The sequence below is a fragment of the Amycolatopsis sp. NPDC114503 genome (genome assembly GCF_055633655.1).
Genome location: NZ_JBVKDT010000005.1, coordinates 218312 through 242151 on the forward strand (window position 1 = coordinate 218312; position 23840 = coordinate 242151).

Below are 23840 nucleotides of genomic sequence, written 5' to 3' on the forward strand. Positions count from 1 at the left end.
CATCGACCGGACCCGCTGATGCGGGCACGGATTGTTTCGTTGAGAGCGGAATCAGCTCGCGGCGGCGAGTTCGCGGCGCAGCGCCGGTTTGTCGATCTTGCCGACCGGGTTCCGCGGCAGCGCGGGCACGATGTCGATCCGCACCGGCACCTTCACCCGAGCCAGCCGGGCGCGGCAATGGTCAAGCAACTCGGCCTCGCTCACGACCGCGGCCGGGTACAGCGTCACGGTCGCGACCGGCAGTTCGCCGAGCACCGGGTGCGGCGCGCCGACCACCGCGGCTTCCAGCACCGCCGGATGTGTGTGCAGTGCGTTCTCGATCTCCTTGGGGTAGAGGTTCTCCCCGCCCCGGATGATCATGTCCTTGATGCGGTCGACCAGGACGAGGTAACCGTCCTCGTCGAACCGCCCGACGTCGCCGGTGTGCAGCCAGCCGTCGACGATCGTCGCCGCGGTCGCCTCGGGCCGGTTGAGGTAGCCGCGCATCACGTTCGGGCCGCGGACCACGACCTCGCCGGGGCCGTCGGTCAGCCTGCCTTGCGGATCCATCAGCGCGACTTCCTGACCGGGCAGCGGACGCCCGACGGTGCCCGGTTTACGCGGCCCGGCCAGCGGATTCAGCGTCGACGCGCAGCTTCCCTCGGACAGTCCGTAGCCCTCGACGACCACCACCCCGAACCGTTGCTCGACCCGCTGGATCAGCTCAGCGGGCATCGGCGCGGCACCGCAAACCACCAGCCGCAGCGACGAAGTATCCGGCCGCACGGTGTCCGGGAGACCCGCCAACCGCGCGTAAATCGCTGGTACGGCGGAGAAATACGTCGGACGGACCCGTTCGATCGTGTCGAAGAAGCCGTCGGCGCGGAATCGCGCAGTGATGGTCGAGCGGCCGCCGGCGAGCAGCGGCGCGAGCACGCTGACCACGATTCCGTTGACGTGAAACAGCGGCAAGACCAGCAAACTGTGATCCGCTGGGCCGAGTTCGAGCGCGTCGACGATCATTCCGGTCATCGCTCGCACGTTGGCGTGGTCGAGCACCACTCCCTTCGGCTGTCCCGTCGTGCCGCTGGTGTAGATGAGCAACGCGACGGCATGCTCGTCATCAGCCACCGGCCCCTCGTCCGGCGCGGCGGTCGCCAGTTCCTCGAGCCGCACGGTCACCAAGCCCGAATCCCCTTGTCCCACCACCACTTTCGCTTCCGCGTCCGCGATCTGGAACGAGGCTTCGCCGTCGGTCAGCTCCGGGTTCACCGGCGTGACCGCGGCACCGAGCCGCCAGGCCGCGAACAACACCACCGCGAACTCGATCCGATTCGGCAGCAGCACCGCGACCACGTCGCCCGCACCGACCCCTCGGGCCCGCAACGCGGCCGCCGCGGTGCGCACCCGAACCGCGAATCCGGCGTTGCCGAGTTCGCCGTGTTCATCAGCGAGGCAAGGCAGGTTCGGGTTCCGCCGGGCTCGCTCTTCAGGCAGCGCCGCGAGGTGCATCGTCGAAGTCCTTTCCCAGGGCGGCTCAGGTGGGAAATGACGGTAAGGACGGGCCGTGACCCAAGCCATAGGCCGCAGAACCGAAGGCTGCGCCGGTCGTTGTGCCGGGGTCACAACCGCCTGCACCGAGGGGGTGAACGACGCCGCTCGCCTGTCGCCGGGGCGGTCCGGTGGCTACCCTGACCGCCATGTCCGACGCCGTCGACGCCGTCGTGGCCGAGATCGCGCACGCCATCGACGCCGACCTCGCCGCCCGCACCACCGAGCTCACCGACTGGTTCGTCGAGATGATCCCGGAGTTCCGGCACGACGAAACGGTCCGCAAGCTCATGATCGCCAGCACGTCGGCGAATCTGGTCGCGATCCTCGACATGCTGTCGCATTCCATCCCGCTCGACCGGATCACCGTCCCGCCCGCCGCGGCCGAGTACGCGCGCCGGTTCGCCCAGCACGAACTGTCGCTGGAGGCGCTGCTCCGGGCGTACCGGCTCGGCGAGCACCGGTTCGAACAGTGGGCGATCGAGGCGCTGGAGCGCCAGCCGAACATCGACACCCAGCTCGCGCTGGCCGTGCTCGCCGAACTGTCCCGGCGCACCAACCGCTACATCGACCAGGTCATCCAGGGCCTCATCGACATCTTCGAGACCGAACGCCGGCGCTGGACCAGCCGCACCGGAGCCGCGCGGGCGGCGCAGATCCGGCTGGTCCTCGATTCGGACACGCTGACCGAGGACGCCGCACAGCAGCTGCTCGCCTTCCCGATGCGGCAGTGGCACCGCGCGGCCGTCGCGTGGCTGCCCGCCGAGGGCGCGGGCGAACTGCAAGCCGCGGCCCGGTTGTTGCAGGAGGTGTGCGGACGCGGTCCAGCACTCACCATGCTGGCTGACGACCGCACGCTGTGGAGCTGGACAGTCAGCGCGGAACGCGACGACATCGAGGTCGACCGCCTCCGTTCCGGCGTCACCGACATCGGCGGCGGCCTGCGACTGGCCCTGGGCGCGCCCGGCTACGGACTGTCCGGATTCCGCGGTTCGCTGCGCGAGGCAGTGCGGGCTCGGGCCGTCGCGGAGACCAACGAGGACCAGAGCCAGAACGTGGTGCTGTTCGACGACGTCGCGATCGCCGCCCTGCTCACCGAGCAGTCCGACGACGTGTACCGCTGGATCGCGCGGGTCCTCGGAGACCTCGTCGCCGACGATCCGGGCACCGAACAGCTGCGCGAAACCCTGCGAGTCTTCCTCGACACCGACGGCAGCTACACACACGCCGCCGCCCGGCTGCACCTGCACAAGAACACCGTCCACTATCGCGTCCGCAAGGCCGAGGAACTGTGCGGACGACCGCTGGCCGAACACCGGCTGGAAGTGGAGGTCGCCCTGCGTGCGGCCACTTTGCTGCGCAAGCGGCTGCCGTGGAACGAACCCGGCTGACCCCGTATGTCCATTGTGGATTCTTTTGCCTTCCCGCGCTGCCGTGTTAGCCTGTCGCCGTGCTGCGCCTCATGACGTCCGAGCGACTCGTAACCCAGCGCGCCGGCTGAACCAGGCCGCCGGCGCGCATGCTGGCGTACGCCTTTTTTCTCCGGGACCTGGCCCTCTTCCCGCCAGAACCTCTTTCCTGGAGAAACGCCATGTCCCTGAGCACCTTTTCCTCGGCCCCGTACACCTCCGCCCCGGCCATGCTGGTCCGCCGCCGGATCGCGACGTACTTCGTCGGCGGCATCGACCAGATCCCCGGCCTGGTCGCCACGCTGACCCAGCACGGGAAGCTGATCCACGAGCTGTCCGTCGACGTCCGCGAGGGTGTCCGGGAAAGCAGCATGGTCAGCACGGTCCTGGTCAGCCCCGATGCGCTCGACTCGCTGCTGGACGCCCTGCGCGACCTGTCGTCGGTCGTCTCCGCTGAGCTGGCCTGATCTTTTTGGCCACCCCCTCGCCGACGGCCTGACGACGCACCCGCTCAGACTGGGGTCCCGACCAGCGAAAGGGCACCCCACATGCGATTGGCCGACAAGATCACCCTGATCACCGGCGCTTCAAGCGGAATGGGCCGGGCGGCCGCCCTCACCTTCGCCCGCGAAGGCGCGACGGTCGTCGTCACCGACGTCGAAGACGCTGACGGCGCCGCCGTAGCCGAGGAGATCCGCGCGCTCGGCGGCCAAGCCGAATACCGCCGCCTGGACGTCACCGACGAAGACTCCTGGGCGTCCGCCATCGCCGCTGTCCTGGACCAGCACGGAAAGCTGGACGTCCTGGTCAACAACGCTGGGATCAGCGGCACCTTCGACCCGGACTTGACCAGTACGGCGTTCTACGACCGCCTGCTGCAAGTCAACGCCCGCGGAGTGTTCCTGGGCATCAAACACGGCGCCGCGGCGATGTCCGGACGAGGCGGCGGTTCGATCGTGAACCTGACGTCGATCTCGGCCTCGATCGGCCAGGTCGGCGTGCACTTGGGTTATGCCGCCTCGAAGGGCGCGATCAAGGCGATGACGACCACCGCGTCGGTGCATTACGCAAGCGAAGGCATCCGAGTCAACGCGGTAGCGCCCGGCCTGCTGCCGCCGATGCGCACCTCCCGCGGCTCGACCGACCCGGTCTGGCGAGCGAAGCAGGTCGAGGGCGTGCCGATGGGCCGGACTGGTGAGGTGCAGGAGGTCGCTGACGTGATCCTGTTCCTGGCTTCCGGGGAATCGTCATACGTGACCGGGGTGGAGATCCTGGCCGACGGGGGTTATACGGCCCAGTAGGGCTCTGTCAGCTCCCTGAGGCTCTCGGGGACTCTCTGGGGCTCCGGGGGGGCTTCCTGAGTGGCTCCCGCGGAATTCGGCGGGAGCCCCAGGCGCCTCTATGCGTTCTCCGGCACGCATCCAGCGTTCTCCGGCCCGCATCCATCCGCTGTCGGCTCCTCATCCACCGCGTCCATCCGACGAACCCTCCCGATCCGGCCCCTCGAGCCGCCCTCGGCTATCCATCGGGCCCTGCAGCCGTGACCCCGGCTGCCTGGATCCACCGTCGCGATCCGCCCCACGCGGTACGTTCACCAAGCGCCGATCTTCCCGGCGGCGAGACGGAGGCGAAGCCGATGGAGCTGAGGCAGGTCGAACACTTCCTCGCCGTAGTCCGGCACCGCAACTTCACCCGCGCCGCCCAAGACGTGCACGTCGTGCAGTCCGCTCTCAGTGCGTCCATCCGGAAACTGGAAGCCGACCTCGGCGCGGAGCTGTTCGACCGCACGACTCGCCGGGTGACCCTCACCCCCGCAGGCGAGGCCCTGCTCCCGCTGGCACACCAAATCGCCGCGGACGTCGACTCCGCCCGAGGCGAGGTAGCCGCGGTGACCGGGCTCGCGCGCGGCCGGGTGTCGATCGGAACCATCCAGACCCTGACCGTCATCGACCTGCCCGCGAAGCTGGGCGAATTCCGCGCCCGCTACCCGGGAATCCGGCTGCGCGTCCGGGAAGGCACGATCCCCGGGCTGACCGCCGCGGTGTCCGACGGCGAACTGGATCTGTCCTATGTGGGCGGTCCGCTGCCGGAGGACTTGGCCGAATTCGCGAACTGGCAGCAAAACCTGGTCCTGCTCACCCACCCCGGACACCGCCTGTCGCCCCGCCGCCGAGTCCGGCTGGCGAAGCTCGACGGCGAACCGTTCGTAGATTTCACCGGCAGCGGCCTGCAAGCCCTGGTCGACCGCGCCTTCGCCGAAGCCGGAGTCCGCCGCGACCAGGTATGCGAGGCAACGAACGTCCCGCTGCTAGTCGACCTGGTCGCGGCCGGCCTTGGCGTCACCGTGGTACCGGAACAAGTCGCCGCGAGGTCCGGGCTGCCGTTCGCCCACCTCACCCAGCCGACGCTGGCCCGCACGATCTCCCTGACCGGCCGCTCGGCAAACCTCACCAACCCGGCGGCACGGGCGCTGCTGGCCCACCTCCTCGCCTGATGCCACCTCCTCGCCTGACCCCACGCACCGGCGCGAGCACCAGCGCAAACCCGACCAACCCCAACACCAACGCGACAGTCGTCAGCCCGGTAATCCCAGCGACAAACGCCAACGCGAACGCGCGCCCGCCGAACCGCCGCAGCAACCGGACAACGTCGCGAGTCTCTCCGTCGACCGACTCGACAACCGACTCGACATCGGGTGCCGGACTGACTCCGGCTGCCGATTTGACGCCAGCCGCCGAGTTGAGGCTCACGGCTGGCTCGACGCCCGCCACCGAATCGCCGCCCGCCACCGGCTCGGCGCTGGCCGCCGGATTAACGCGCGCCACCGATTGGACACCAGGTACCGAGTTGGGGCTCACGACCGGCTTGACACCGCGCACCGAGTTGCCGCTGGCGACCGGGCTGACGTTTGCCGCCCGGCCGACATTGGCAGAGGGCTCGGCGTTGGCCAACCGGTTGAGTCCGCCAGCCGAGTTGCTGCCCGCCACCGGGTTGGCGTCGGCCACGGCATCGGCTGCCGGGCTGACGCTGACCGCCGACTCGACGCCAGGCACAGAGTCGACGCTGTCCACCGGGTTCACTGCCACCAGGTTGACGGCCACCGACTCGGCGCTGGGCACCGCGTCGACACTCACTGCCCCGCCAACAACCGCCACCGACTCGGCACCGGCCGCCAAACTGACGTCGGCCACCGACTCGCCACTCCGCACCAGGTCGACACTCGCTGCCCCGAAAACACCCGCCATCGGCTCGGTCACCACAGGTTTGGCGTCGGTCACCGTGCCATCGCGCACCGCACCGTGAGCCATGCCGTCCTGTGTGCCCCGACGATCGTCCGCGCATCCCAGTGCGCCCAGGCCAGTCTCGGTGTCGGCGGACCGGTCCGCCGACACGTCACCGTCGAGGTGTCGGTCGTCGCTTCGGGCTGGGTTCTCGGCAGAGTCGCCAGGCGCAGACGTCATGGGCTGAGTATTGGCTTGCGCCGACCATCCAGTCCAACACCTGTTTTCGCTGCGATTCAGCGATAAAATCGATCGGCCTTGCGGAGGCGCGTCGACTCGGCAGTTGCCGCCCACTCGGCGGCACCGAGATCAGGCAAAGACCACCTCCTCGCTACCGACCAGCTTCACGCCTGCCGTGGACAGCTCCTCGTCCACCCGGGCGCTCTCCTCCGCGGCGGGGAGCTCGTCGTCGTAGGTGGCGTGGGCGTCTTGGACCAACGTGACCTCATGACCCCGTTTGAGAGCGGCCAAGGAGGTGGCACGGACGCAGAAGTCGCTCTGCATTCCGGCCACGACCAGCGGGGCTGACTCCGGAAACAGGGAACCCAACTGGGTACCTGCGAAGGAGTCGGGTGTCTGTTTGTCGACTAGGTGCTCGCCTGGGCGGACGTCGTGCACCAGTTCCCAGCCGGAGGTGCCGGGAACGTCGGGGTCGTCGCCGGTGCCGTTGTTCCGGATGTGCACTACCTGGGCACCCGCAGCTCGCGCACGTTCCAGGACACGCGCGATCGCGGGGGCGACTCGGTCAGCGTCGGGCACTGGGGTGGGCGGGAGAAGCATGTTGTTCTGGACGTCGATGAGAAGCAGCACGGGAACCATGCCGGAAGCATCTCAGCGGGCACCGACAGAAAACGGGACTCGGCGTTCGCCCACAGGGATGAACACTGAGCAAGCCTCGCGCAGTGTCCTGATGAGCTGGCAGCGTTGTACTGGAGCGGCAACGCCTCCGCTGAAGCGGATCTCCCGCCGGGTCCAGCTGCGGGTGAATCTTCAGGGTGCCTCAGTCGGAGCGCATCTTCGGCCAGGGCAAGTAGCTGCCGTTCTCGGCCGGGCATTCGGCGATCCACCCGCCGGAACTGCTCGCCGACAGGACTTCCGCGACGACCGTCAGGCCCCGCCGGGCTACGAGTCTCGCGGCTCCCCCGCGGAATCCTGCTGTGCCGACGGCCGGGGGTGGCGCACCGGGCGTTGCCGGGCGACCGGGTAGCGCGCCAGGGGGTGCGCCTCGTCGAGTCGGTGGCGGGCGCGGCGGGGCACGTCGTCTGACGGGGAGACCCAGCGGCGCATCGAGTCGTCCGGCGGGGAGGTCGGCGGAGGCTTCGGCGGCGGAACAGCGGAGCGACGCCGGGCGGCGCGGCGCAGGAACACCACGGCCAGCACCACGAACACCGCGGCGACGGCCGCCAGGAGCCACCAAGCTTGCATTCGTCCTCCCGTCGTGGGTGGGTCGCACGCAAGGGTGCCCGTTCGGCCCGCCGACAGCGCGATGTCCACACCGCCGGGTGTCACCGGAACGGGGGGTTGTTTGCTGGATAATCGCGGAGGGCGGGTGGGGCGCCGCGCAGGTACCGGCTACAACGTCGCTAGCAGGGGCTGTACGACGACCAGGCTCGCATTTAGCGCGAACGAAGGACACCGCTGACTGGATGCGCCGCGGAGCAGTACGGCGCGAAGCCGGACGGCGCGAAGCCGGACGGCGCGAAATACCGGGAGAGATAGTCGGAGCCGTCGTGCGTGGCGGGGAGCGATACCCAGAATCGCGCGACGCGGTGCGGCAGATCGAGAGCAGGATCCGGGACGGCGCCGCGAGGCAAAGAACACCGGGGCAACGGCTGAGAACCTTGCCGAGCGGCGAAGCACACCCCGAGGATCCCGTCGCGCGGCGCGGGACATCAGCGACGAGGCGAGAACCTCGTCGCGCGGGAGTGCGCACGGGGCTCAGCAGCAAGGACCTCGGCGTACGGCAATGAGAAGCTCACCGGAATCAATGCCCGCAGCGTATGGCGGCACCGACAACACGCTGGTGAAAGCGCCGCCGCGGCTCGCAACCAGATGCGCCCAGGAGTTGCCCGCCGGGCCTGCCAAAAAGACACCTCACCCCAAAGCCAACAGCACGGCAAAGTCGAACCTCACCCCGTCACCAGAACCGCCGAAACGAACCCCCCACCAAAGCACCAACCGCCGAAGGCCTCACTTCACCCCGTCCCGCAACGCCGACACCCGGTCCACCGCCGCGGTGAACTCCCCGCTCGGCAAAGATCCGTCCGACAACCCCGCGGCCAAGGCCGAAGCAGCCTCATCCCCCTGGCTCACATCCCGGGCGGAGGCCAGGATCAGGTCCATCCCCGCCTTCGCCGCCAGCACAGCGCGGTTTCCCGGCCCGCCATACGAATTCAACGCGCCGGCCTCCAAAGCATCCGTCACGGTCACCCCGGCGAACCCCGTGCCGTTGCGGAGTTCCTGCACAGCGGTCGGCGAGAGTCCGGCGGGGCGGGAGGCGTCCAGAGCCGGGTACACGGCCCACGAGAGCATCACCAGCTTCACCCCCGCATCGACGACCGGGTGGTAGGGAGCCTCGTCTTTAGCGCGCAACTCGGGCAACGGCACGTTCAACGTTACCGGCCCGACGTCTGTGTTGCTTCCGGCCGGGACGGCGCCAAGGCCGGGGAAGTGCTTGGCGGTCGCGGCGACTCCGGTCGACTGCTGGGCGGTCACGAAATCCCGGCCCAGTGCACCAGCCACCTGGGGATCCTGGCTATAGGAACGGCCGTACTTGTCGATGAAATTGCCCGGTTGGCGGTAGACGTCCAGAACTGGCGCGAGGTTCACGTTCATGCCCACCCCGGCGAGATTCTGGCCGGCGCCGGTGCCAGCGGCTTTGGCCGCCGCGGACGGGTTCGCGGACTGGGCTACCTGTTTCTCGGACAGGACCGGCTCGCCGGGCAAGCGGCGGACTTTCCCGCCTTCCTGGTCGGTCATCAGCAACAACGGCCGATGCACCGGGCTTTGCGCGTTCGCGTCCCGTAATTGTCGTATGACGCCGCTGATCTGCTGGGAACTCGAGATGTTCTCGCCGAAGAAGATCACGCCCGCGGCTTCTCCGGAGCGGATTCGCTGCAGCAGAGCGTCGGGCGGAGTCAGGCCGGGATAGGAGTAGATCACCCGCTGTCCGGCCAGTTGCCGCGGGGTGAGTTCGACCGGGGTGGCGGCGACCGTGCTCATCGCGAGCACCGTCACGCCGAGAGCCAGCAATGCCTTCCGACGCTTCATGGGGCCTCCGTTCGCGCGCGGGTCGTGGGACCACGCTAGACCCCGGCGGGCGGGCGTGCTCGGCCGGCGAACGGAGTCCTAAGTGGACATCAGACCCAGTAAGCGACCCGAGCCCGGTAATTGCGCAGCACCAGCAACGCCAGCGTCCAGCCGACCACCGTCACCACGCCTGCGACGAGCCAGTGCGTCCAGCTCTGCTGCTGCCCGACCAGCGGCGCGCGCACGATCTCGACGAAGTGGTACACCGGGTTGAGCTGCAGCAAATTGACCGCGACGGAACCGAATCCTTCGCGCGAGCCCTGATTCATCGCGCGCACCTGGTCCATCGACCACATGATCGGCGTCGCGTAGAAGAGCATCGTGATGAAGCTCTGGATCACCGGCGGGATGTCGCGGAACCGCGTGGACACCACCCCGAACAACAGCACCACCCACGCACCGTTCAGCAAGACCAGCATCAGCGCGGGCACGGCGAGCAGCATTCCCCAGCCGAGCCCGGGATGCAGGAGCGCGCCCGCTTTGTCCACCAGACGGTACGGCTGCGAGAGCTTGCCGAAGAAGATCGCCAGCACCACTACGTACACGACGAGGTTGTGCGCCAGGTACAACGCCTGCCGCCACACCGTGCGCAGCGCGTACACCGACACCGGCGCCGGCAGCTGTTTGATCATCCCCTCGTTCGCGATGAACGTTTCCGAACCCTCAACGATGCAGCCGTTCATGAAGTTCCACAGAATGAGCCCGGTGGTGATGCTGGGCAGCAACGTCGAAATCGAGGTACCGAACAACGCGGAGTTCACCACGCCCAGCGCGAGCGCGGTGACCGCCATCCCGACGGTGATCCACAACGGCCCCAGCGACGAACGGCGGTAGCGCTGCTTGATGTCCTGCCACGCGAGCAACGCCCACAGTTCCCGGGCACGCAGCCCGGCCTGCAGGTCGGCGAAGGCGCGGCGCCAGCTTTTCGGTTCCGCGTCGATCGCGGGCGGAGCGGTCATGACACCGAACCTAGCCGCGATCGCCGTTCCCGGCCAACACGCGACTACGGTGTGCCGGGTGAGCTTTTTCCTGTCCCGCGTCCTTTCCGCACTCCGCGACGGCGGCGATACCGTGCTGTTCCACTACGACGACACCACGATGACGTACCGGGCGGCAGCAGAGCTGCTGTCGCGGCTGCACAGTGGACTCGCCGAGGTGCGCGGCATGGTGGCGATCGACGCCGCCAACCGGCCGGAAGTGGTGCTCGCTCAGCTTGCCGCGCAACTGCGAGGGCTGGAAGTCGTGCTGATCGCCGCGTCCGCGAGCCGTCCGGCGCGCGCGGCGACGCTGGCGTCCACCGGGGCGACCTTGCTCACTGACACCGAACTCGACACGCTCGCCGCCGCGCGTCCGTCCATTCCGGACACACTGCCGGATCGCGTCACGGCGATCTTCCCCAGCGGTGGCACCACCGGAACTCCGAAGCTGATCCGGCACAGCGGCATTTACGACGGCGTGGCCCACATCTTCCAGCCGGACGGCACCAAAACCGCCCTCGTCACCGCGCCGCTCACGCATATGACTGGCAACGCCGCCGTCCTCGGCGCGCTCTGCTGCGGCAACACCGTGGTACTGCATCGGAAGTTCAACGCCGAAACGCTTCTGGCTGATGTGGAGCGTCATCGCATCACGACACTTTCCCTTACCCCGCCTCGGCTCGCCGCAGTGCTCGACCATCCGAATCTGTCCACAACGGACGTGTCCAGCGTGCAGCAGCTTTCCCTCGGAGCCGCGCCGTTGCCGCCCCGAAGGCTGGCCGAGGCGCTCAAGGTGTTCGGCCCGGTCGTCGGACAGGGTTACGGGCTCACCGAAGCACCGATGATCGCCAGCATCTCCGCGGACGAAGTCCTTGCCCGGCCGGAGCTTCTCGGCTCCGTCGGCCGCATCGTGCCGGGCATGGAAGCCCGCATCGAGAACGGCGAGGTAGTCGTGCGCGGACTGTCCATGATGGACGGATACCACGGGCAACCGCCGATCGGCGACGGTTGGCTGCACACCGGCGACCTGGGCCGCTTCGACGACGACGGCTACCTCTATCTGGAGGACCGGATCGACGATGTCATCGTCACCGGCGAGCACGGCACGAAGGTCTCTTCGACCACAGTGGAGCACGCGCTTCTCAGCCATCCCCAGGTGAAAGCCGCCGCAGTCGTCCCCGCAGCCGGGCCCGACGGAACCCTTCTGCACGCCGTGGTGGTCGCCGAAAACACCACCTCGAACGAACTGCGCGACCAGGTCCGCGAAGAACTCGGCGGCAAGCATTTCGTGCCGTCCACTGTGGAGTTCCGCGACGAGCTGCCGCTGACCCCAGTGGGCAAAGTGGACAAACAGCGGCTCAAGCGCTGACCGACGGCCCCAGCAGCCGTTCCCGGTGATGCTCCTCGTGCAGGTCTCGCCGACGGGCGTGCAGCAGTTGCGCCAACGTCACCTTGCCGAGCACCCGCGAGGGATCGTGCCGGTCGACCACCAACGCCTGCGTCGTATGCCCGAGCGCCAGTTCGTTCGCGACGTCGCGCAGAGTGTCGTCCGCGTACACGATGACATCCGCCGACATCTGCACATCCGGTTGGTGCGTCATCACTTCATGCACGAAGAACGTCTCAAGTGGATCAGTCGTGTACTCGCGAGTGAGATGCAACCGTCGTCGCGCGATCTTCTCGGTGAGCACGGAACGCTTGAGCAGCAACACCGAAAGCGCGTACGCCGAGAACGACGCGACGACGAGCGGCAGCAGGTAACTCCACGCGTGGGTCAGCTCCAAAGTGAACACAATGCCGGTCAGCGGCGACCGCATCACCCCGCCGACCACCGCGGCCAGCCCGCACGTCGCCCAGAATCCGGGCGCGACATGGGGAAGCAAACCGCCTTCCGCGGCACCCAGCGCGGCACCGATCATGAACACCGGAGCCAGCACGCCGCCCGAGGTCCCGGATCCCAGTGACAGCGCCCAGATCAGCGTCTTCACGACCAGGATTCCGACGATCAGCGACGCGGTCGCGTGCCCGGTGAGCAGCGTGTCGATCACGTCGTAGCCGACGCCGAGCGCGTGCGGTTCGATCAGGCCGCCGATGCCGATCACGAGGCCGCCGATCGCGGGCCACCACATCCAATGCACCGGCAAGCGCCCGAAAAGATCTTCGGCGAAGTAGACGAGCGCGGTCGCGGCGATCGCCAGCAACCCGCCGGTGAGACCGGGAATGAGAGCGAGACCGTCCGCGGCCGGGCCGGGGTTGGACCCGGTAAAGGGGACCCCGAAAACCGGTCCGGCGCCGAGCAGGAACCCGCGGCACACCGTCGCGACCGACACCGCGGCGGCCACCGGCACGAGGCTGCGCGGACGCCATTCGAAAAGCAGCAACTCGACCGCCAGCAGGACAGACGCGAGCGGCGCGTTGAACGTCGCCGCCATCCCGCCCGCGGCACCGGCGACGAGCAGCGTCTTGCGTTCGTCCGCGGACAGTTTCAGCAACTGCGCGAGGATCGAACCGACCGCGCCGCCGGTCATGATGATCGGTCCCTCGGCACCGAACGGGCCGCCGGTTCCGATGCTGACCGCCGCCGACACCGGCTTCAGCACCGCGACGCGCGGGGCCACCCGGCTGCCGCCGGTGAGGATCGCCTCGATCGCCTCCGGCATGCCGTGGCCGCGGATCTTCTCCGAGCCGTAGCGCGCCATCAGGCCGATCACGAGCCCGCCGACGACCGGCGCGAGCAGCACGAGCCACCACGGGTGATGCTGCGCGCCCGGCGCGACGAGATCCGTGGCGACGCGTTGGTAGAAGACCAGGTTGGTGATCAAGCCGATGAGCTTGAGCAGCGCGAACGCCGCCACCGCCGCCGCGCCGCCCACCGGCAGCGCGATCGCGGTGATCAGCAGCATCCGCGGATTGACTGCGAAGTCGCCGAGGTGCGCGGCCCGCGCTGGGATCTTCACAGCCGGCCCGGCCCGGCCGTCGGCACACCGGGTGCCGATTCCGCCGCCGCGACCAGGCCGCGGACCGCCGTCGAGACAGCCTGGCGCCGCGGGGCCGGCACTTCCGCCAGCAGTTCGGACAGCGCGCGGTGGCGTCGATCCACGACACCCGCGACGACCTCGCGTCCGGCAGCGGTGACCTCGATCGTCACCACAGTGCGGCGGTGCTCGTCCTCGCCGCGCACGACGTACCCGTGCGCCTCGAGCTTGTCGGCCAGCCTCGTGACCGAGGAGGCGTTGACGCCCATCGCCTCGGCGAGCCGCGAACACGGCACGCGTCCCAGGCTGTCGAGCACCACGAGCAAGCGCACCTGCGGGAACGTGACGCCGCGCGGGGCGGCATGCGCGCTGTCCCAGGCCACGGCCACGAGCACGCGAGTCAGCCGCTCGAGATCGGCCACATCGTCCGGCAAACCTTGCATAGTGCAAAAGTTGCTATAGACAACGCTCTGGGTCAAGGGTGTGCTCGGTCACGGGGGCCTTCTCCCTGCCGCCCGTTTTGTCGGTGATCTTGGCTAGGGTGGCGGTGAGCGACGCGGAGGTGAGCCGGTGGAAGACCACCCACTCCGGGGCAACCCCGGGGAGCAGCACGACACGTACCCACAGCGCCCCGCGCAGCGGCGGCACGCTCCGCGTGCAAGACAGCGCGGATGAACGGAGAACGAGTCGCCTCCGCGTCGCTCCTCGAACCGATGCCGGTGTGGCGCTGGCCGGTCGCCCGGTGGACGACGTTCGACGAATGCGCCGCGGCCCTCGACCTCACCCTCGGCGAACTGTCCTGGTTCGCCGACAAGCGCGGGTGGCACCGACGGTCGCGGCCGGTGCTGCGGCACTACAGCTACCGCTGGATCCCGACGTCCACCGGCGGCGCGCGGCTGATCGAACGGCCGAAGCCCCGGCTGGCCGAGGTGCAACGCCGAGTCCGCAGGCACGTGCTCGACGCGCTGCCGGTCCACGAGGCCGCGCACGGTTTCCGCCGCGGCCGCTCGATCCACACCTGCGCCCGCCCGCACGCCGGACAGGATCTGGTGGTGCGGCTGGATCTGGCCGGCTTCTTCCCGACGGTCTCCGCGTCCCGCGTGCGCTCGCTGCTCGATCTGGCCGGTTACCCGCCGGCAGTCGCCGCCGCCGTCGCCGGAATCCTCACCACCCGCACCCCGGTGGACGTCCTGCGTGCCGCGCCCGCTCGGTCGAGGGCGCTGAGCAACCTCGCCGGCACGCACCTCCCGCAAGGCGCGCCGTCGTCGCCCTCGGTGGCGAACGCCGTCACCAATCGCTTGGACCGCCGGCTTTCCGGCCTCGCCGCCGTACTGGGCGCGAACTACACCCGCTACGCCGACGATCTCGCCTTCTCCGGCGACGCGAGCCTGCCGCTGCACCGGCTGCTGCCCGGCGTCCGGCGGATCGTGACCGACGAGGGCTTTCGCCTGCGCGACGACAAGACGTCAGTGAAACCGGCTTACCGGCAGCAACGCGTCGCGGGCTTGGTGGTGAACGTCGCACCGGCCGTCGCCCGCTCCGAGTACGACGAGCTGCGGGCGGTGCTGCACAACTGCGTCCGGACCGGCCCGGCACCGCAGAACCGCGCCGGGCACCCGGATTTCCGCGCGCACTTGCAAGGCCGGATCGCGTGGGTCAGCGCGACGAACGCGACCCGCGGCGCGAAATTGCGCGGCCTGTTCGCCCGGATCGACTGGTCGTGAACGCGGCGGTTCAGACCGATAACAGGCTGAGATTCCGCTCCATCTCGGCCCACCATCCGGCCGCCGGAACATCCCGCGGCTGAATCAACGAGGCTTTGACCAGAATGTCGGGCCGGTTTTCTCGCCAAGCGTAGGAAAAAAGCTCGTCATAATGCGTCCGCGGAAGCCACCCCTGTTCCCGGCCCGCTTCCAATCGCATGAGCTGCCGAGCAAGATCCATGCTGCTTCGCTCACAACTGCGAAACGCGCTCGAAAATCGTTGCACGGCTACCGCGTCGCCCCGCAGAAACGCCTGGCAGGCAAGGAAAAGCAGCGTCACCGCGAGGACGTCCGACCGATGCACCCCGCCCTCCGCCGCCAGATGTTCCGCGAGCTGAAAACTGCGCTTCCGCTGTCCCCGGCGCACCATTTCCGCCAGCGCTCGCTGCTGACGAGTGAGATATTCGTCTTCCCGCAGGTACTGCACAGCGTTTCCTCCCCTGTGCCCGGTCCCGACCCAGGCCGCTTCCCGGTACAGGATGCTCCGCCAGGGTGACAGATACGTCGGCGACACTCAGCCGTTCGGAGCAAAATATCACCCAGGGGCATCGACAGTACCCGACCGCGCAAGCTCGGGAATCCTTGTGTGGACTGGGGAATCGGGGACTTCTACAGGGGTCGCGGGAGTTTGTGGCATGGGTCGGTTTCCGCATCGATTTCGATAGTTGGGTCGGGTTGCCGATGCGGATGGGGTGAGTTACTGCGGATTCCGCATCACGGGGGGACTGGCCCAAGTGGACACCCGGGGCTTGGAGGGAGGCGGCGGTCGCGAATCGCTTTCATGGCAAGGGGTTGTTCCAGCCAAACGGAGCGAGCCTCCGGGCGCTTCGCGCTTCGGCGGGCTTGGGCGGTGCGATATTCGAGTGTGTTTTCCGACGGTGATTTCACCCGTTCGGCCCAATCGGGGGCGTGGGATCGAGGGGCTGGTTGCTGTGGGGTGAGCAGTGAAGTGGGTGGGGCGGAGTCGACTCGCCAGGATGCGACTGGTCTTGGCCTAAGCGCTGCGCGGCCGGTCGGCTGGCCCGGGAACCGGGCGGCCTCTCTCAGTGAGGCCGTTTCTGCCAGCCAGGCCGGGTCCGCTTGCTCGACGAGTCATCCGCACGACCAGGTTCCCTTGACCCAAGGCGGGCCGCTGTTCGCCGCCACGTCAAACCACGGGGGGTGCCTGTCGGGTTAAGCGCTGGCCTCCGCTCTGAACCGGCTACAGTCTCGGCAAGCCGAGTTCTCGCCTCCGCACCGAACTTCGCGGCGGCACTGTCCGGCCAGACTCCACGGCAGCGTCGCCCGGCACCAGGATTCGTGGCAGCACCGCCGGACCACACTTCACGGCAGCACCATCCGAGCAGGCTTCACCCGGCACTGTCCCGCCACACTTCGCGGGAGCGCCGTCCGGGCCGGGATTCCCCAGCCCGCCAGAGCCGAAACTCCTTCACCGCACCCAACCTGCGCGGCCGCCCGTCAGGTTCCCCGGCCTGCCCCGGCTGAGCTACCCCGCCGGGACAACTCCACCATCAGAGCCGAACCCCCTCGCCAAGGCCAAACGGCCCGGCCGCCTCCGCAGCAGCCGAGCCGTTCAGCTCGTTATCGCTCAGCCGCAGCCATCCCGGCCCTCCCCAGGGCCAGGCTGGCGCGCAAGCTGACAAAACCCGCGACCGGTCCGCACTCCGGTCGCGGCGTGTTCTTCCCCCGAACGCCTCGAAACGGCCCGAGACTCCCCGGAACGCCTCCTGGCACTGACTCCTGGCACTGAACTCGTGACACCACGGACGGAACCGAAGTGCCTCAGGCGACCTCGGTCCGGCTGCCGCCCGGGGCGTGCAGCCCCAGCATGTCCAGCAGCACGGCGCATTCCTGCGCATCCTTGGCCCTGGACGCGACGGCCAGCGCCGCCTTGCGGCGGCGTTCCTCTTGCCGGGCCGCGTCCGTGTCGTCCACGAGGTCTGGCGCCGGGTGCAATCCGGTGGTCAGGTCTCGCATGGTGGCTCCTCCCCGATCGGCGTCGGCGCGGGTTTTCCGCGCTCGCTGCACACCCCTTCAACGGCCGAGCCGCACCGGATGTTCCGATGACTCCGATCACGTCGGCCAGTCGGGCCAGAATGGCACACAACGGGAGCGGCCGGTGCGGCGCAGGAAAACGGGGCGTGCGCTGGACGGGAGCGCCGACCGTCCTAAGTGGACACCAGGAAGAAGCGCCCATTCGGGTGGCATGACTGGCCTCACCCGGCTGGGCGAGTCACCATCCACGCTGTGCATTCCGACCGGCGCCCCGTGCGCACTGCTCTCGTCGGGATGACTGTGCTCGTCCTCGGCGTCCTCACCGCACTGCGAGCACCGGATCTGCCGATCATCGGCGACGGCACCGCGTATGCCGCCGAGTTCAGCGAAGCCGCTGGGCTCGCGACCGGCAACGACGTCCGGATCGCCGGGGTGAAAATCGGCCGGGTGTCTGAGGTTTCGCTCGACGGCGCGTCCGTCCGGGTGTCGTTCCGGGTGTCGGGGGCGTGGCTCGGCGACCGGACATCAGCCGCGATCCGGATCAAAACGGTGCTCGGACAGAAGTATCTCGCGCTCGACCCGATCGGCGCGGGGTCGCTCGATCCGGACACGCCGATCCCGCGCGACCGGACCACTGTTCCGTATGACGTCCTGCCTGCGTTCCGACAGCTGGCCACGACCGTCGACGCCATCGACACCGACCAGCTCTCTCGCAGCTTCCGCGCCATTTCCGAGACTTTCGCGCACACGCCGGCCGCCGTCCGGGCGACATTGACCGGGCTGTCGCAGCTGTCCGACTCCCTTTCGACCCGCGACGCGAAACTGGCTCACCTTTTAACGCAAGCACGCACGGTTTCCGCCACTCTCGCCGACCGCGACGCTCAGCTGACCCGGCTTCTCACCGACGGCAACCAGCTGCTGGACGAGGTTCAAAAACGCGAATCGGCCATTCAGGCTTTGCTCAGCGGAGCCCGTCAGTTGGGCGTCGAGGTATCCGGGCTCGTCGCCGACAACGACCGCGAACTCGGCCCGGTGCTCGCCCAGCTCGACCGGCTCACCGCGATGCTCGAACGAAACCGCACGGCGCTCGCCGAAGGAATCCGGAAAATGGCCCCGCTCGTCCGCTTCGCCGCGAATCTCACCGGCAACGGCCGGTGGATCGACGGTTACCTGTGCGGCCTGATCTTTCCCGCGATCAGACCGCTCAACGAGCACGGCTGCTTCAGTCCATGAGCCCGGGGCCGCCGGTGATCCGCACGGTGACCTGGTTGTCGTTGTACGTGTAGGCCTCGTACGTGAATTCGACGCCGGTCTTCTCGACGTGCTCGGTCCACGCCCGGTACTCGTGCCGTTTCCAGCCGGGGAAGTTGAAGAACTCGTCGAAGTGCACGATGCTGCCGACCCGCAACCGCGGGCCTACGTTGTCCAGCACGGTCTTCGCGGAGCTGTAGAGATCGCCGTCGACGTGCAGGAAATCGACCGGCCCCGGGTGCTTCTCCAGGAATCCGGGCAGGCTGTCGGAGAACAGGCCGACCACCAGTTCGGCTCCCGGCACGTCCGGCAGGTCGTCGCGAGCGAAGGCTCCGGCGGGCATGCCGTTGAGCCACGCCTCGGGCAGGCCGTCGAACGAATCGAAGCCGTACACCTGGGTCGCCCTGCGCGCGGCGGTGATGGTGCGCAGCGTATTGCCGGACGCGACGCCGAACTCCAGCGCCATCCCGCCGGTGGGCGCGAGGGAAAGCGCGTACTGCAGCGTTTCCTTCGGACTGCCGAAATGCCGCGCCCCGACCAGGCTTTCGCGCGCGAAGACGTTGCTCTCCAGCGCCGCGTCCTGGTCGCCGGCGTACACGATGTCGCGACGGCTGCGGATTTCGAACTCGACCACGCGGTCCAGCAGACGATCCCCCTGCCGGACGACTTCGGAACGCAGTTCCTCCCGCGTCCGCTCCAGTTCCGCGCGCAGTTCGGCGAGCTGGCCGGTGTGCGGATCGTGCAGCCGGGCCGCGGCCCGGCGCAGCACCAGGCCGGCCTTCCGGCGCAGCGCAGGGCCCAAAGTCCTTGTCGTCAGCCGATCTTGGCTTTCCTGGTTCATTCCGGGACGATAGCCGACAACCGGACGCCGCCCCGAACTGCCTGGTTTACCCGGGAGTAGCCGACCGCCGGACCACCGCGGATCCCTGCGCGGCCGCGCACAACGTCGAGTTCCCCTCACTGTCCACTGTGTACAGATCGCAGCGGCAGGTGGCCCGCGAACGACTCGCTTGGACGACTGTCGCTTCCGCGCGCAGCAGCACGCCGTCGGCGGGTACGAGGTAGTCGATGGAAAAGCCGCTCGTGAGCAACTGCGCGCCGAGCACTGTTCCGGCGGCGAAGGTCAGCGCGTTGTCCGCCGCGTAGGCGAGGACGCCGCCGTGCAGGTAGCCGTTCTGCTGCCGGAGGTCGTCGCGGACATCCAGCTCCAGCACCGCGCGGCCGTCGCCGAACTCCTCGACTCGCGCGCCGAGCAGGACGCTGAACGGTTGCGCGGCGAGTCCGGCGCGCGCGAAGTCAAGGTCCATTCCCAGTCCTCACTTCAGTAGTGAAGTACTTCAGTAGTGAAGTGAGGATGGCGGCGAGGAGAGAACACTGTCAAGATCCCCGCATGGCCGCCGACGAACGTCTTTTCTTCCTGCTGCAGAGCGCGGCGCACCGGCTGCGCGTCGAGGGCGACCGGCGCTGCCTCGCGGCGGGCGGCGTGACGACCGCGCAGCTCGGCGCGCTGTTCGCGGTGCACGATCAGCCCGGCCTCACCCAGCGGGAGCTGGCCGCGGAACTGGGCCAGCGCGAATCCGCGGTCACCGCGATGACCGGGCGGCTGATCGACGCCGGGCTGGTCGTTCGGCAGCCGCATCCGAAGCAGCACCGGGCGCTGGTGCTGGACCTGACCGCCAAGGGAACCGCGACGATCGCCCGGCTGCGGCCGGTGATCGAGTCGTTCAACGGGGAACTGCGCGCACTGCTCGGGGACGCGTTCGGGCCGACCAGCGAGGCGCTGCGGCAGCTGGCGGGCTGGCCAGGCTGAGGCGGCCGACCGCCTCGCGAGCCCTCCCCTGGCCAGCGGACCTCAGCCGCGATGCGGTTGTCCGTGAGGGCCACCTTCACGGACCCTGATTCCCGGAGGGTTCCCCTCACGGATGGCGGCTGTCTGTGAGGGGAACCCTGACGGACTCTGATTCCGTCAGGGTTCCCCTCACGGACAAGCAGCAGCCAGCCGTACGGGCGACGGCTGGTCGGAGCATTAAGGGCCAGCCCGGGTGCCGCGCCGGCCGCGGACCGGCTAGCTTGAACCGAGATGTCATCCACCACACCCGCCCCCGCCGCCTTCCGGCAACGTGCGGCCCTCACCATGTCCGGCGTGGCGATCATGACGGCCCGGCTCTGGTGGGCCTGGCAGACGGTCCGATCCGCAGGCGTCGCGTACCTCTCGGCTCAGCGTTCGGAGCCGTCCCCGCCCTGTTCCGCGAGGAACCGTTCGAACTGCGAGCCCAGCTCGTCCGCCGTCGGCATGTGCTCCTGCGATTCGGCGAGCAGGCTGTGCCCGGACGCTTCGGTGAACGTGTCGTACTGACGCTCCAGCGCGCGCACCACGTCGGCGGATTCGTCGGATTCCGCGACCTGGCGGTCGATTTCCGCCTTGGCCACCTCGGCCGCGGTGCGCAGTTCTCCGTCGGGAAGGCGCAGGCCGGTGGCCTTGCCGACGGACTCGAGGATCGTCAGCGCGGCGGCCGGGTAGGTCGACTGCGCCAGGTAATGCGGCACGTGCGCGGCGAAGCCCATCGCGTCGTGGCCCCATTCGCCGAAGCGGTACTCCAGCAGCGCGGCGATGCTGCCCGGGACCTGCATGCGATTCGGCAGCGGCTGGTGCTCGCCGACCAGGTGCTCGCGGGTCGCGTGCGCGGTGACGCCGAGCGGTCGCGTGTGCGGGGTTCCCATCGGGATCCCGTGGTAGCCCACGGTCAGCCGCACGCCCCAGCGCTCCGCCAGCTGCCGCACGGCGGCCGCGAACAGCTCCCATTCGCGGTCCGGCTCGGGGCCGGACAGCAGCAGGAACGGGATGCCGTCGTCGTCGTGCAGCAGGCGCACGACCAGCTCCGGGGCCTCGTATTCCTCCCAGTGGTCGACCGCGTAGATCATCGTCGGGCGGCGCGACCGGTAGTCGATGAGCCGGTCGACGTCGAACCGCGCGATGACCCGGTTCTCGACCTCGCCGGCGAGATGGTCGGTGACGAGGCGCCCGGCCGAGCCCGCGTCCATGAACCCCTCGAAGAAGTGCAGGAGCACGGCTCCGTCCAGGTCGGGGACGTCCGAGTCCACCTCGTACAGTTCCTCGGGATCGAGTCCCACCGGATCCTCCTGCTGCTCGCTTGCACGGACGTACGCGGTACAACGCGGCCCGGCTGCGAATCCATCCCGCGCGCGGCGGAAATAGTAACGCCCCGCACTCATCGGCCACCCGGATCGGGGCATCGTGACACTTGTCGTGGGCACCGGGGGATCCGATCGGGCACTCTAAGCAGGTGAACACCGAGGAATCCACCACTCTTCACCTGCGGCTGCGCCCGCCCGCACACCGGGTGAGCCGCCGGGCGATCGGCCATTGGGCGGCGTCGGCGGGGGCAGGCTGGCTGATCGTGCTCGCGGTGCAGGCGGTGGTGGTCGCGACCGCGGACGACCCGCCGTCGTGGCTCACGGTGACGCTTCTGCTCTCCTGCGTGCTGGCCCCGCTGCACCTGCTGGTCATGCCGCAGTGGCGCTACCGCGTACACCGCTGGGAAGTCACCGGCGAGGCCGTCTACACCCAGTCCGGCTGGCTGAAGCAGGAGTGGCGGATCGCGCCGATCTCGCGGATCCAGACGGTGGACGTCGAACGCGGCCCGCTGGAGCAGCTGTTCGGGCTGTCCCGGCTCACCGTCACGACCGCGTCGGCCGCCGGGCCGTTGCGCATCTCCGGGCTCGACCGGGAGGTCGCGGTCACACTGGCCGACGAGCTGACCCGCACCACCCAGGCCGTGCGCGGGGACGCGACGTGAACGCCACCGCACCCTCCCCGCCGGTCGCCGCCGAAGGCACCGGCGACGCGCCCTGGCACCGTCTCGACCGCCGGATGTTGTTGATCCGCCCGGTTCTCGACCTGGTGAAATCGCTTCCGGTACTCGTCGGCACGCTGGTGCTCGGCCACGGAAACTACTGGCAGTGGTTCGGTCTCGTGGCCACCGCGGTGACAATCGGCGTCGGCATTTCGCACTGTCTCACCTCGCGCTACCGCGTCACCGCGTCCCAGATCGAATGGCACACCGGGTTGCTGCTGCGCAAGCAACGCGCGATTCCTCTCGATCGAATCCGCGCCGTAGACGTGGTTTCGGAACCGAAACATCGGCTTTTCTCTCTTTCCGCGGTACGAATCGGTACTGGACGGCACGAGCACGGAAAGGGACCGGGCAAGGACCAGCTGGTGCTCGACGCGGTCACCCGCGCCGAAGCCCAGCGGCTGCGAACTCTGCTGCTGCACCGGAAACCGGCCGAATCCGAGGCGCCGCAACCGCCGGAATCGCTCATCGCCGAGGTCGACAAGCGCTGGGTGCGGTACGCGCCGTTCACGCTGTCCGGGCTCGCCGTGGTCGCGGCGATTCTCGGCACCGTCTATCACTTCGCGCACGAACTGCACTTCGATCCGACGAGTTTCGGACCGCTTCGCGACCTCACCGCCCGCGCGCTCGCACAGCCGGTGTGGCTCACCGTGGTGCTGGCGGCGGCCGGGCTGCTCGTGCTGGTGTCGGTGCTTTCGGTCGGCGGATACGTGTTGTCGTTCTGGAACTTCCGGCTCACTCGCGAACCGGGCGGGACGCTGCACATCCGGCGCGGGCTGATCACCACGCGGTCGGTGTCGATCGAGGAAGACCGGTTGCGCGGCGTCGAGATCAAGGAACCGCTGCCGCTGCGGATGGTCGGCGGCGCGAAATGCGTCGCGGTCGCGGCGGGTCTGCGCGAGGGCAAGGGCGCGGATCGCGGCGGCGGCCTGCTGCTGCCGCCCGCTCCGGCCTCGAAGGCCAGGGAGATCGCGAGCGAGGTGCTCGGCGAGGACTTCGCGAATGTCCCCCTCGTGCGGCATTCCCGGCGCGCGCTGACCCGCCGGATCACCCGCGCCGTCTTCGCCGTGCTGGCGCTGTCGGCCGCGCTGTTCGCGCTGGCCCGGCTCGGCGTGCTGCCGGAATGGCCGTGGCAGGCCGCGCTCGTGCTGCTGCCGTTCGCCGTACTGGTCGGCTTCGACCGGTACCGCTCGCTCGGCCACACGATCGCCGGCCGGTTCCTGGTGACCCGTTCCGGGTCGCTGGCAAGGGCGACGGTCGCGGTCCGGAGTGACCGGCTCACCGGCATCGTCGTGCAGCGGTCGCTGTTCCAGCGGAGGGCCGGGCTCGTGACCGTCATCGCGCCGGTCGCCGCCGGACGCGGGCACTACCGCGTGCTGGACGTAGAGGAGGGCACCGGGCTCGCGCTCGCCGACACCGCCTTGCCCGGATTGCTGACACCGTTTCTCGCGGTGCCGGAAAAACCGTGACCTGTG

At 69.0% G+C, this 23840-nt stretch carries 23 protein-coding genes; 10 read left to right on the forward strand and 13 right to left on the reverse strand.

Translation table 11 applies throughout. The annotated features are described in order from the left end of the window. Positions 1–51: 51 nt before the first annotated feature. Positions 52–1491 (reverse strand): class I adenylate-forming enzyme family protein, encoded by a 1440-nt coding sequence (locus ACZ7OI_RS22775; RefSeq protein ID WP_470266199.1) that lies wholly within the window; start codon positions 1489–1491, stop codon positions 52–54. A 188-nt stretch (positions 1492–1679) separates the two neighbouring features. Between ACZ7OI_RS22775 and ACZ7OI_RS22780 the strand changes: the two genes are divergently transcribed. From ACZ7OI_RS22780 to ACZ7OI_RS22795, 4 genes are all read left to right on the forward strand, one after another. Then, positions 1680–2921, forward strand: coding sequence for a PucR family transcriptional regulator (locus tag ACZ7OI_RS22780; protein ID WP_470266200.1), 1242 nt, complete (start codon positions 1680–1682; stop codon positions 2919–2921). 200 nt (positions 2922–3121) lie between these two features. Further along, on the forward strand, positions 3122–3406 hold the full coding sequence (locus tag ACZ7OI_RS22785) for a hypothetical protein (RefSeq protein WP_344271141.1): 285 nt from the start codon (positions 3122–3124) through the stop codon (positions 3404–3406). 81 nt (positions 3407–3487) lie between these two features. Beyond that, a complete protein-coding gene (locus ACZ7OI_RS22790) occupies positions 3488–4240 on the forward strand; it encodes an SDR family NAD(P)-dependent oxidoreductase (protein ID WP_470266201.1) in 753 nt (250 codons plus the stop codon). A gap of 335 nt (positions 4241–4575) precedes the next feature. Then, entirely contained in the window at positions 4576–5433 is an 858-nt protein-coding gene (locus ACZ7OI_RS22795) for a LysR family transcriptional regulator (protein WP_470266202.1), read from the forward strand. On the opposite strand, the gene ACZ7OI_RS22800 is transcribed toward ACZ7OI_RS22795, so the two are convergent. The 5 genes from ACZ7OI_RS22800 to wzm form a co-directional block, all read right to left on the reverse strand. Next, positions 5387–6217, reverse strand: a complete 831-nt coding sequence (locus ACZ7OI_RS22800) for a hypothetical protein (RefSeq protein WP_470266203.1) — start codon at positions 6215–6217, stop codon at positions 5387–5389. The two genes, ACZ7OI_RS22795 and ACZ7OI_RS22800, sit on opposite strands and share 47 nt — an antisense overlap. 312 nt (positions 6218–6529) lie before the next feature. Next, a complete protein-coding gene (locus ACZ7OI_RS22805) occupies positions 6530–7039 on the reverse strand; it encodes an isochorismatase family protein (RefSeq protein WP_470266204.1) in 510 nt (169 codons plus the stop codon). 303 nt (positions 7040–7342) lie between these two features. Next, positions 7343–7645, reverse strand: a complete 303-nt coding sequence (locus ACZ7OI_RS22810) for a hypothetical protein (protein WP_470266205.1) — start codon at positions 7643–7645, stop codon at positions 7343–7345. A gap of 765 nt (positions 7646–8410) precedes the next feature. Then, positions 8411–9490: a glycoside hydrolase family 3 N-terminal domain-containing protein gene (locus ACZ7OI_RS22815; RefSeq protein WP_470266206.1), complete on the reverse strand. Its 1080-nt coding sequence runs from the start codon at positions 9488–9490 to the stop codon at positions 8411–8413. 89 nt (positions 9491–9579) lie between these two features. Then, positions 9580–10488 (reverse strand): galactan export ABC transporter permease subunit Wzm/RfbD, encoded by a 909-nt coding sequence (wzm, locus tag ACZ7OI_RS22820; protein WP_470266207.1) that lies wholly within the window; start codon positions 10486–10488, stop codon positions 9580–9582. Positions 10489–10546: 58 nt separating this feature from the next. On the opposite strand from wzm, the gene ACZ7OI_RS22825 reads away from it, so the two are divergent. Continuing rightward, entirely contained in the window at positions 10547–11875 is a 1329-nt protein-coding gene (locus ACZ7OI_RS22825) for a class I adenylate-forming enzyme family protein (RefSeq protein WP_470266661.1), read from the forward strand. Here ACZ7OI_RS22825 and ACZ7OI_RS22830 read toward each other — a convergent pair. Next, positions 11865–13463, reverse strand: coding sequence for a chloride channel protein (locus ACZ7OI_RS22830; RefSeq protein WP_470266208.1), 1599 nt, complete (start codon positions 13461–13463; stop codon positions 11865–11867). The two genes, ACZ7OI_RS22825 and ACZ7OI_RS22830, sit on opposite strands and share 11 nt — an antisense overlap. After that, positions 13460–13924: a MarR family winged helix-turn-helix transcriptional regulator gene (locus tag ACZ7OI_RS22835; RefSeq protein ID WP_470266209.1), complete on the reverse strand. Its 465-nt coding sequence runs from the start codon at positions 13922–13924 to the stop codon at positions 13460–13462. The genes ACZ7OI_RS22830 and ACZ7OI_RS22835 overlap by 4 nt, the downstream gene beginning before the upstream one ends. 228 nt (positions 13925–14152) lie before the next feature. On the opposite strand from ACZ7OI_RS22835, the gene ACZ7OI_RS22840 reads away from it, so the two are divergent. Beyond that, a complete protein-coding gene (locus ACZ7OI_RS22840; RefSeq protein ID WP_470266210.1) occupies positions 14153–15205 on the forward strand; it encodes a reverse transcriptase family protein in 1053 nt (350 codons plus the stop codon). 10 nt (positions 15206–15215) lie between these two features. Here ACZ7OI_RS22840 and ACZ7OI_RS22845 read toward each other — a convergent pair whose 3' ends face one another. Beyond that, entirely contained in the window at positions 15216–15671 is a 456-nt protein-coding gene (locus tag ACZ7OI_RS22845; RefSeq protein ID WP_470266211.1) for a hypothetical protein, read from the reverse strand. Between the two features lie 1355 nt (positions 15672–17026). Beyond that, positions 17027–17221, reverse strand: coding sequence for a hypothetical protein (locus ACZ7OI_RS22850; RefSeq protein WP_470266212.1), 195 nt, complete (start codon positions 17219–17221; stop codon positions 17027–17029). Positions 17222–17533: 312 nt separating this feature from the next. Between ACZ7OI_RS22850 and ACZ7OI_RS22855 the strand changes: the two genes are divergently transcribed. Next, the gene (locus ACZ7OI_RS22855) at positions 17534–18472 is read left to right on the forward strand and encodes an MCE family protein (RefSeq protein ID WP_470266213.1); all 939 of its coding nucleotides are present in this window, start codon (positions 17534–17536) and stop codon (positions 18470–18472) included. Here ACZ7OI_RS22855 and ACZ7OI_RS22860 read toward each other — a convergent pair. Continuing rightward, on the reverse strand, positions 18462–19331 hold the full coding sequence (locus tag ACZ7OI_RS22860; RefSeq protein WP_470266214.1) for a class I SAM-dependent methyltransferase: 870 nt from the start codon (positions 19329–19331) through the stop codon (positions 18462–18464). The genes ACZ7OI_RS22855 and ACZ7OI_RS22860 overlap by 11 nt on opposite strands. 46 nt (positions 19332–19377) lie before the next feature. Beyond that, the gene (locus ACZ7OI_RS22865) at positions 19378–19797 is read right to left on the reverse strand and encodes a PaaI family thioesterase (protein WP_470266215.1); all 420 of its coding nucleotides are present in this window, start codon (positions 19795–19797) and stop codon (positions 19378–19380) included. Positions 19798–19880: 83 nt separating this feature from the next. On the opposite strand from ACZ7OI_RS22865, the gene ACZ7OI_RS22870 reads away from it, so the two are divergent. Continuing rightward, entirely contained in the window at positions 19881–20300 is a 420-nt protein-coding gene (locus ACZ7OI_RS22870) for a MarR family winged helix-turn-helix transcriptional regulator (RefSeq protein WP_470266216.1), read from the forward strand. Between the two features lie 407 nt (positions 20301–20707). Here the strand turns inward: ACZ7OI_RS22870 and ACZ7OI_RS22875 are convergent, their stop codons facing one another. Further along, positions 20708–21622, reverse strand: a complete 915-nt coding sequence (locus ACZ7OI_RS22875; protein ID WP_470266217.1) for a proteasome assembly chaperone family protein — start codon at positions 21620–21622, stop codon at positions 20708–20710. 131 nt (positions 21623–21753) lie between these two features. On the opposite strand from ACZ7OI_RS22875, the gene ACZ7OI_RS22880 reads away from it, so the two are divergent. Continuing rightward, entirely contained in the window at positions 21754–22308 is a 555-nt protein-coding gene (locus ACZ7OI_RS22880; RefSeq protein WP_470266218.1) for a PH domain-containing protein, read from the forward strand. A gap of 74 nt (positions 22309–22382) precedes the next feature. Next, entirely contained in the window at positions 22383–23834 is a 1452-nt protein-coding gene (locus tag ACZ7OI_RS22885; RefSeq protein ID WP_470266662.1) for a PH domain-containing protein, read from the forward strand. The last annotated feature ends 6 nt before the right edge of the window (positions 23835–23840 follow it).

Bases quoted from the DNA above. Each gene is read 5' to 3' on its own strand.
- ACZ7OI_RS22775 (WP_470266199.1), bottom strand. From the start codon at position 1,491: ATGCACCTCGCGGCGCTGCCTGAAGAGCGAGCCCGGCGGAACCCGAAC.
- ACZ7OI_RS22780 (WP_470266200.1), top strand. From the start codon at position 1,680: ATGTCCGACGCCGTCGACGCCGTCGTGGCCGAGATCGCGCACGCCATC.
- ACZ7OI_RS22785 (WP_344271141.1), top strand. From the start codon at position 3,122: ATGTCCCTGAGCACCTTTTCCTCGGCCCCGTACACCTCCGCCCCGGCC.
- ACZ7OI_RS22790 (WP_470266201.1), top strand. From the start codon at position 3,488: ATGCGATTGGCCGACAAGATCACCCTGATCACCGGCGCTTCAAGCGGA.
- ACZ7OI_RS22795 (WP_470266202.1), top strand. From the start codon at position 4,576: ATGGAGCTGAGGCAGGTCGAACACTTCCTCGCCGTAGTCCGGCACCGC.
- ACZ7OI_RS22805 (WP_470266204.1), bottom strand. From the start codon at position 7,039: ATGGTTCCCGTGCTGCTTCTCATCGACGTCCAGAACAACATGCTTCTC.
- ACZ7OI_RS22810 (WP_470266205.1), bottom strand. From the start codon at position 7,645: ATGCAAGCTTGGTGGCTCCTGGCGGCCGTCGCCGCGGTGTTCGTGGTG.
- ACZ7OI_RS22815 (WP_470266206.1), bottom strand. From the start codon at position 9,490: ATGAAGCGTCGGAAGGCATTGCTGGCTCTCGGCGTGACGGTGCTCGCG.
- wzm (WP_470266207.1), bottom strand. From the start codon at position 10,488: ATGACCGCTCCGCCCGCGATCGACGCGGAACCGAAAAGCTGGCGCCGC.
- ACZ7OI_RS22835 (WP_470266209.1), bottom strand. From the start codon at position 13,924: ATGCAAGGTTTGCCGGACGATGTGGCCGATCTCGAGCGGCTGACTCGC.
- ACZ7OI_RS22840 (WP_470266210.1), top strand. From the start codon at position 14,153: ATGAACGGAGAACGAGTCGCCTCCGCGTCGCTCCTCGAACCGATGCCG.
- ACZ7OI_RS22850 (WP_470266212.1), bottom strand. From the start codon at position 17,221: ATGCGAGACCTGACCACCGGATTGCACCCGGCGCCAGACCTCGTGGAC.
- ACZ7OI_RS22855 (WP_470266213.1), top strand. From the start codon at position 17,534: ATGACTGTGCTCGTCCTCGGCGTCCTCACCGCACTGCGAGCACCGGAT.
- ACZ7OI_RS22860 (WP_470266214.1), bottom strand. From the start codon at position 19,331: ATGAACCAGGAAAGCCAAGATCGGCTGACGACAAGGACTTTGGGCCCT.
- ACZ7OI_RS22865 (WP_470266215.1), bottom strand. From the start codon at position 19,797: ATGGACCTTGACTTCGCGCGCGCCGGACTCGCCGCGCAACCGTTCAGC.
- ACZ7OI_RS22870 (WP_470266216.1), top strand. From the start codon at position 19,881: ATGGCCGCCGACGAACGTCTTTTCTTCCTGCTGCAGAGCGCGGCGCAC.
- ACZ7OI_RS22885 (WP_470266662.1), top strand. From the start codon at position 22,383: ATGTTGTTGATCCGCCCGGTTCTCGACCTGGTGAAATCGCTTCCGGTA.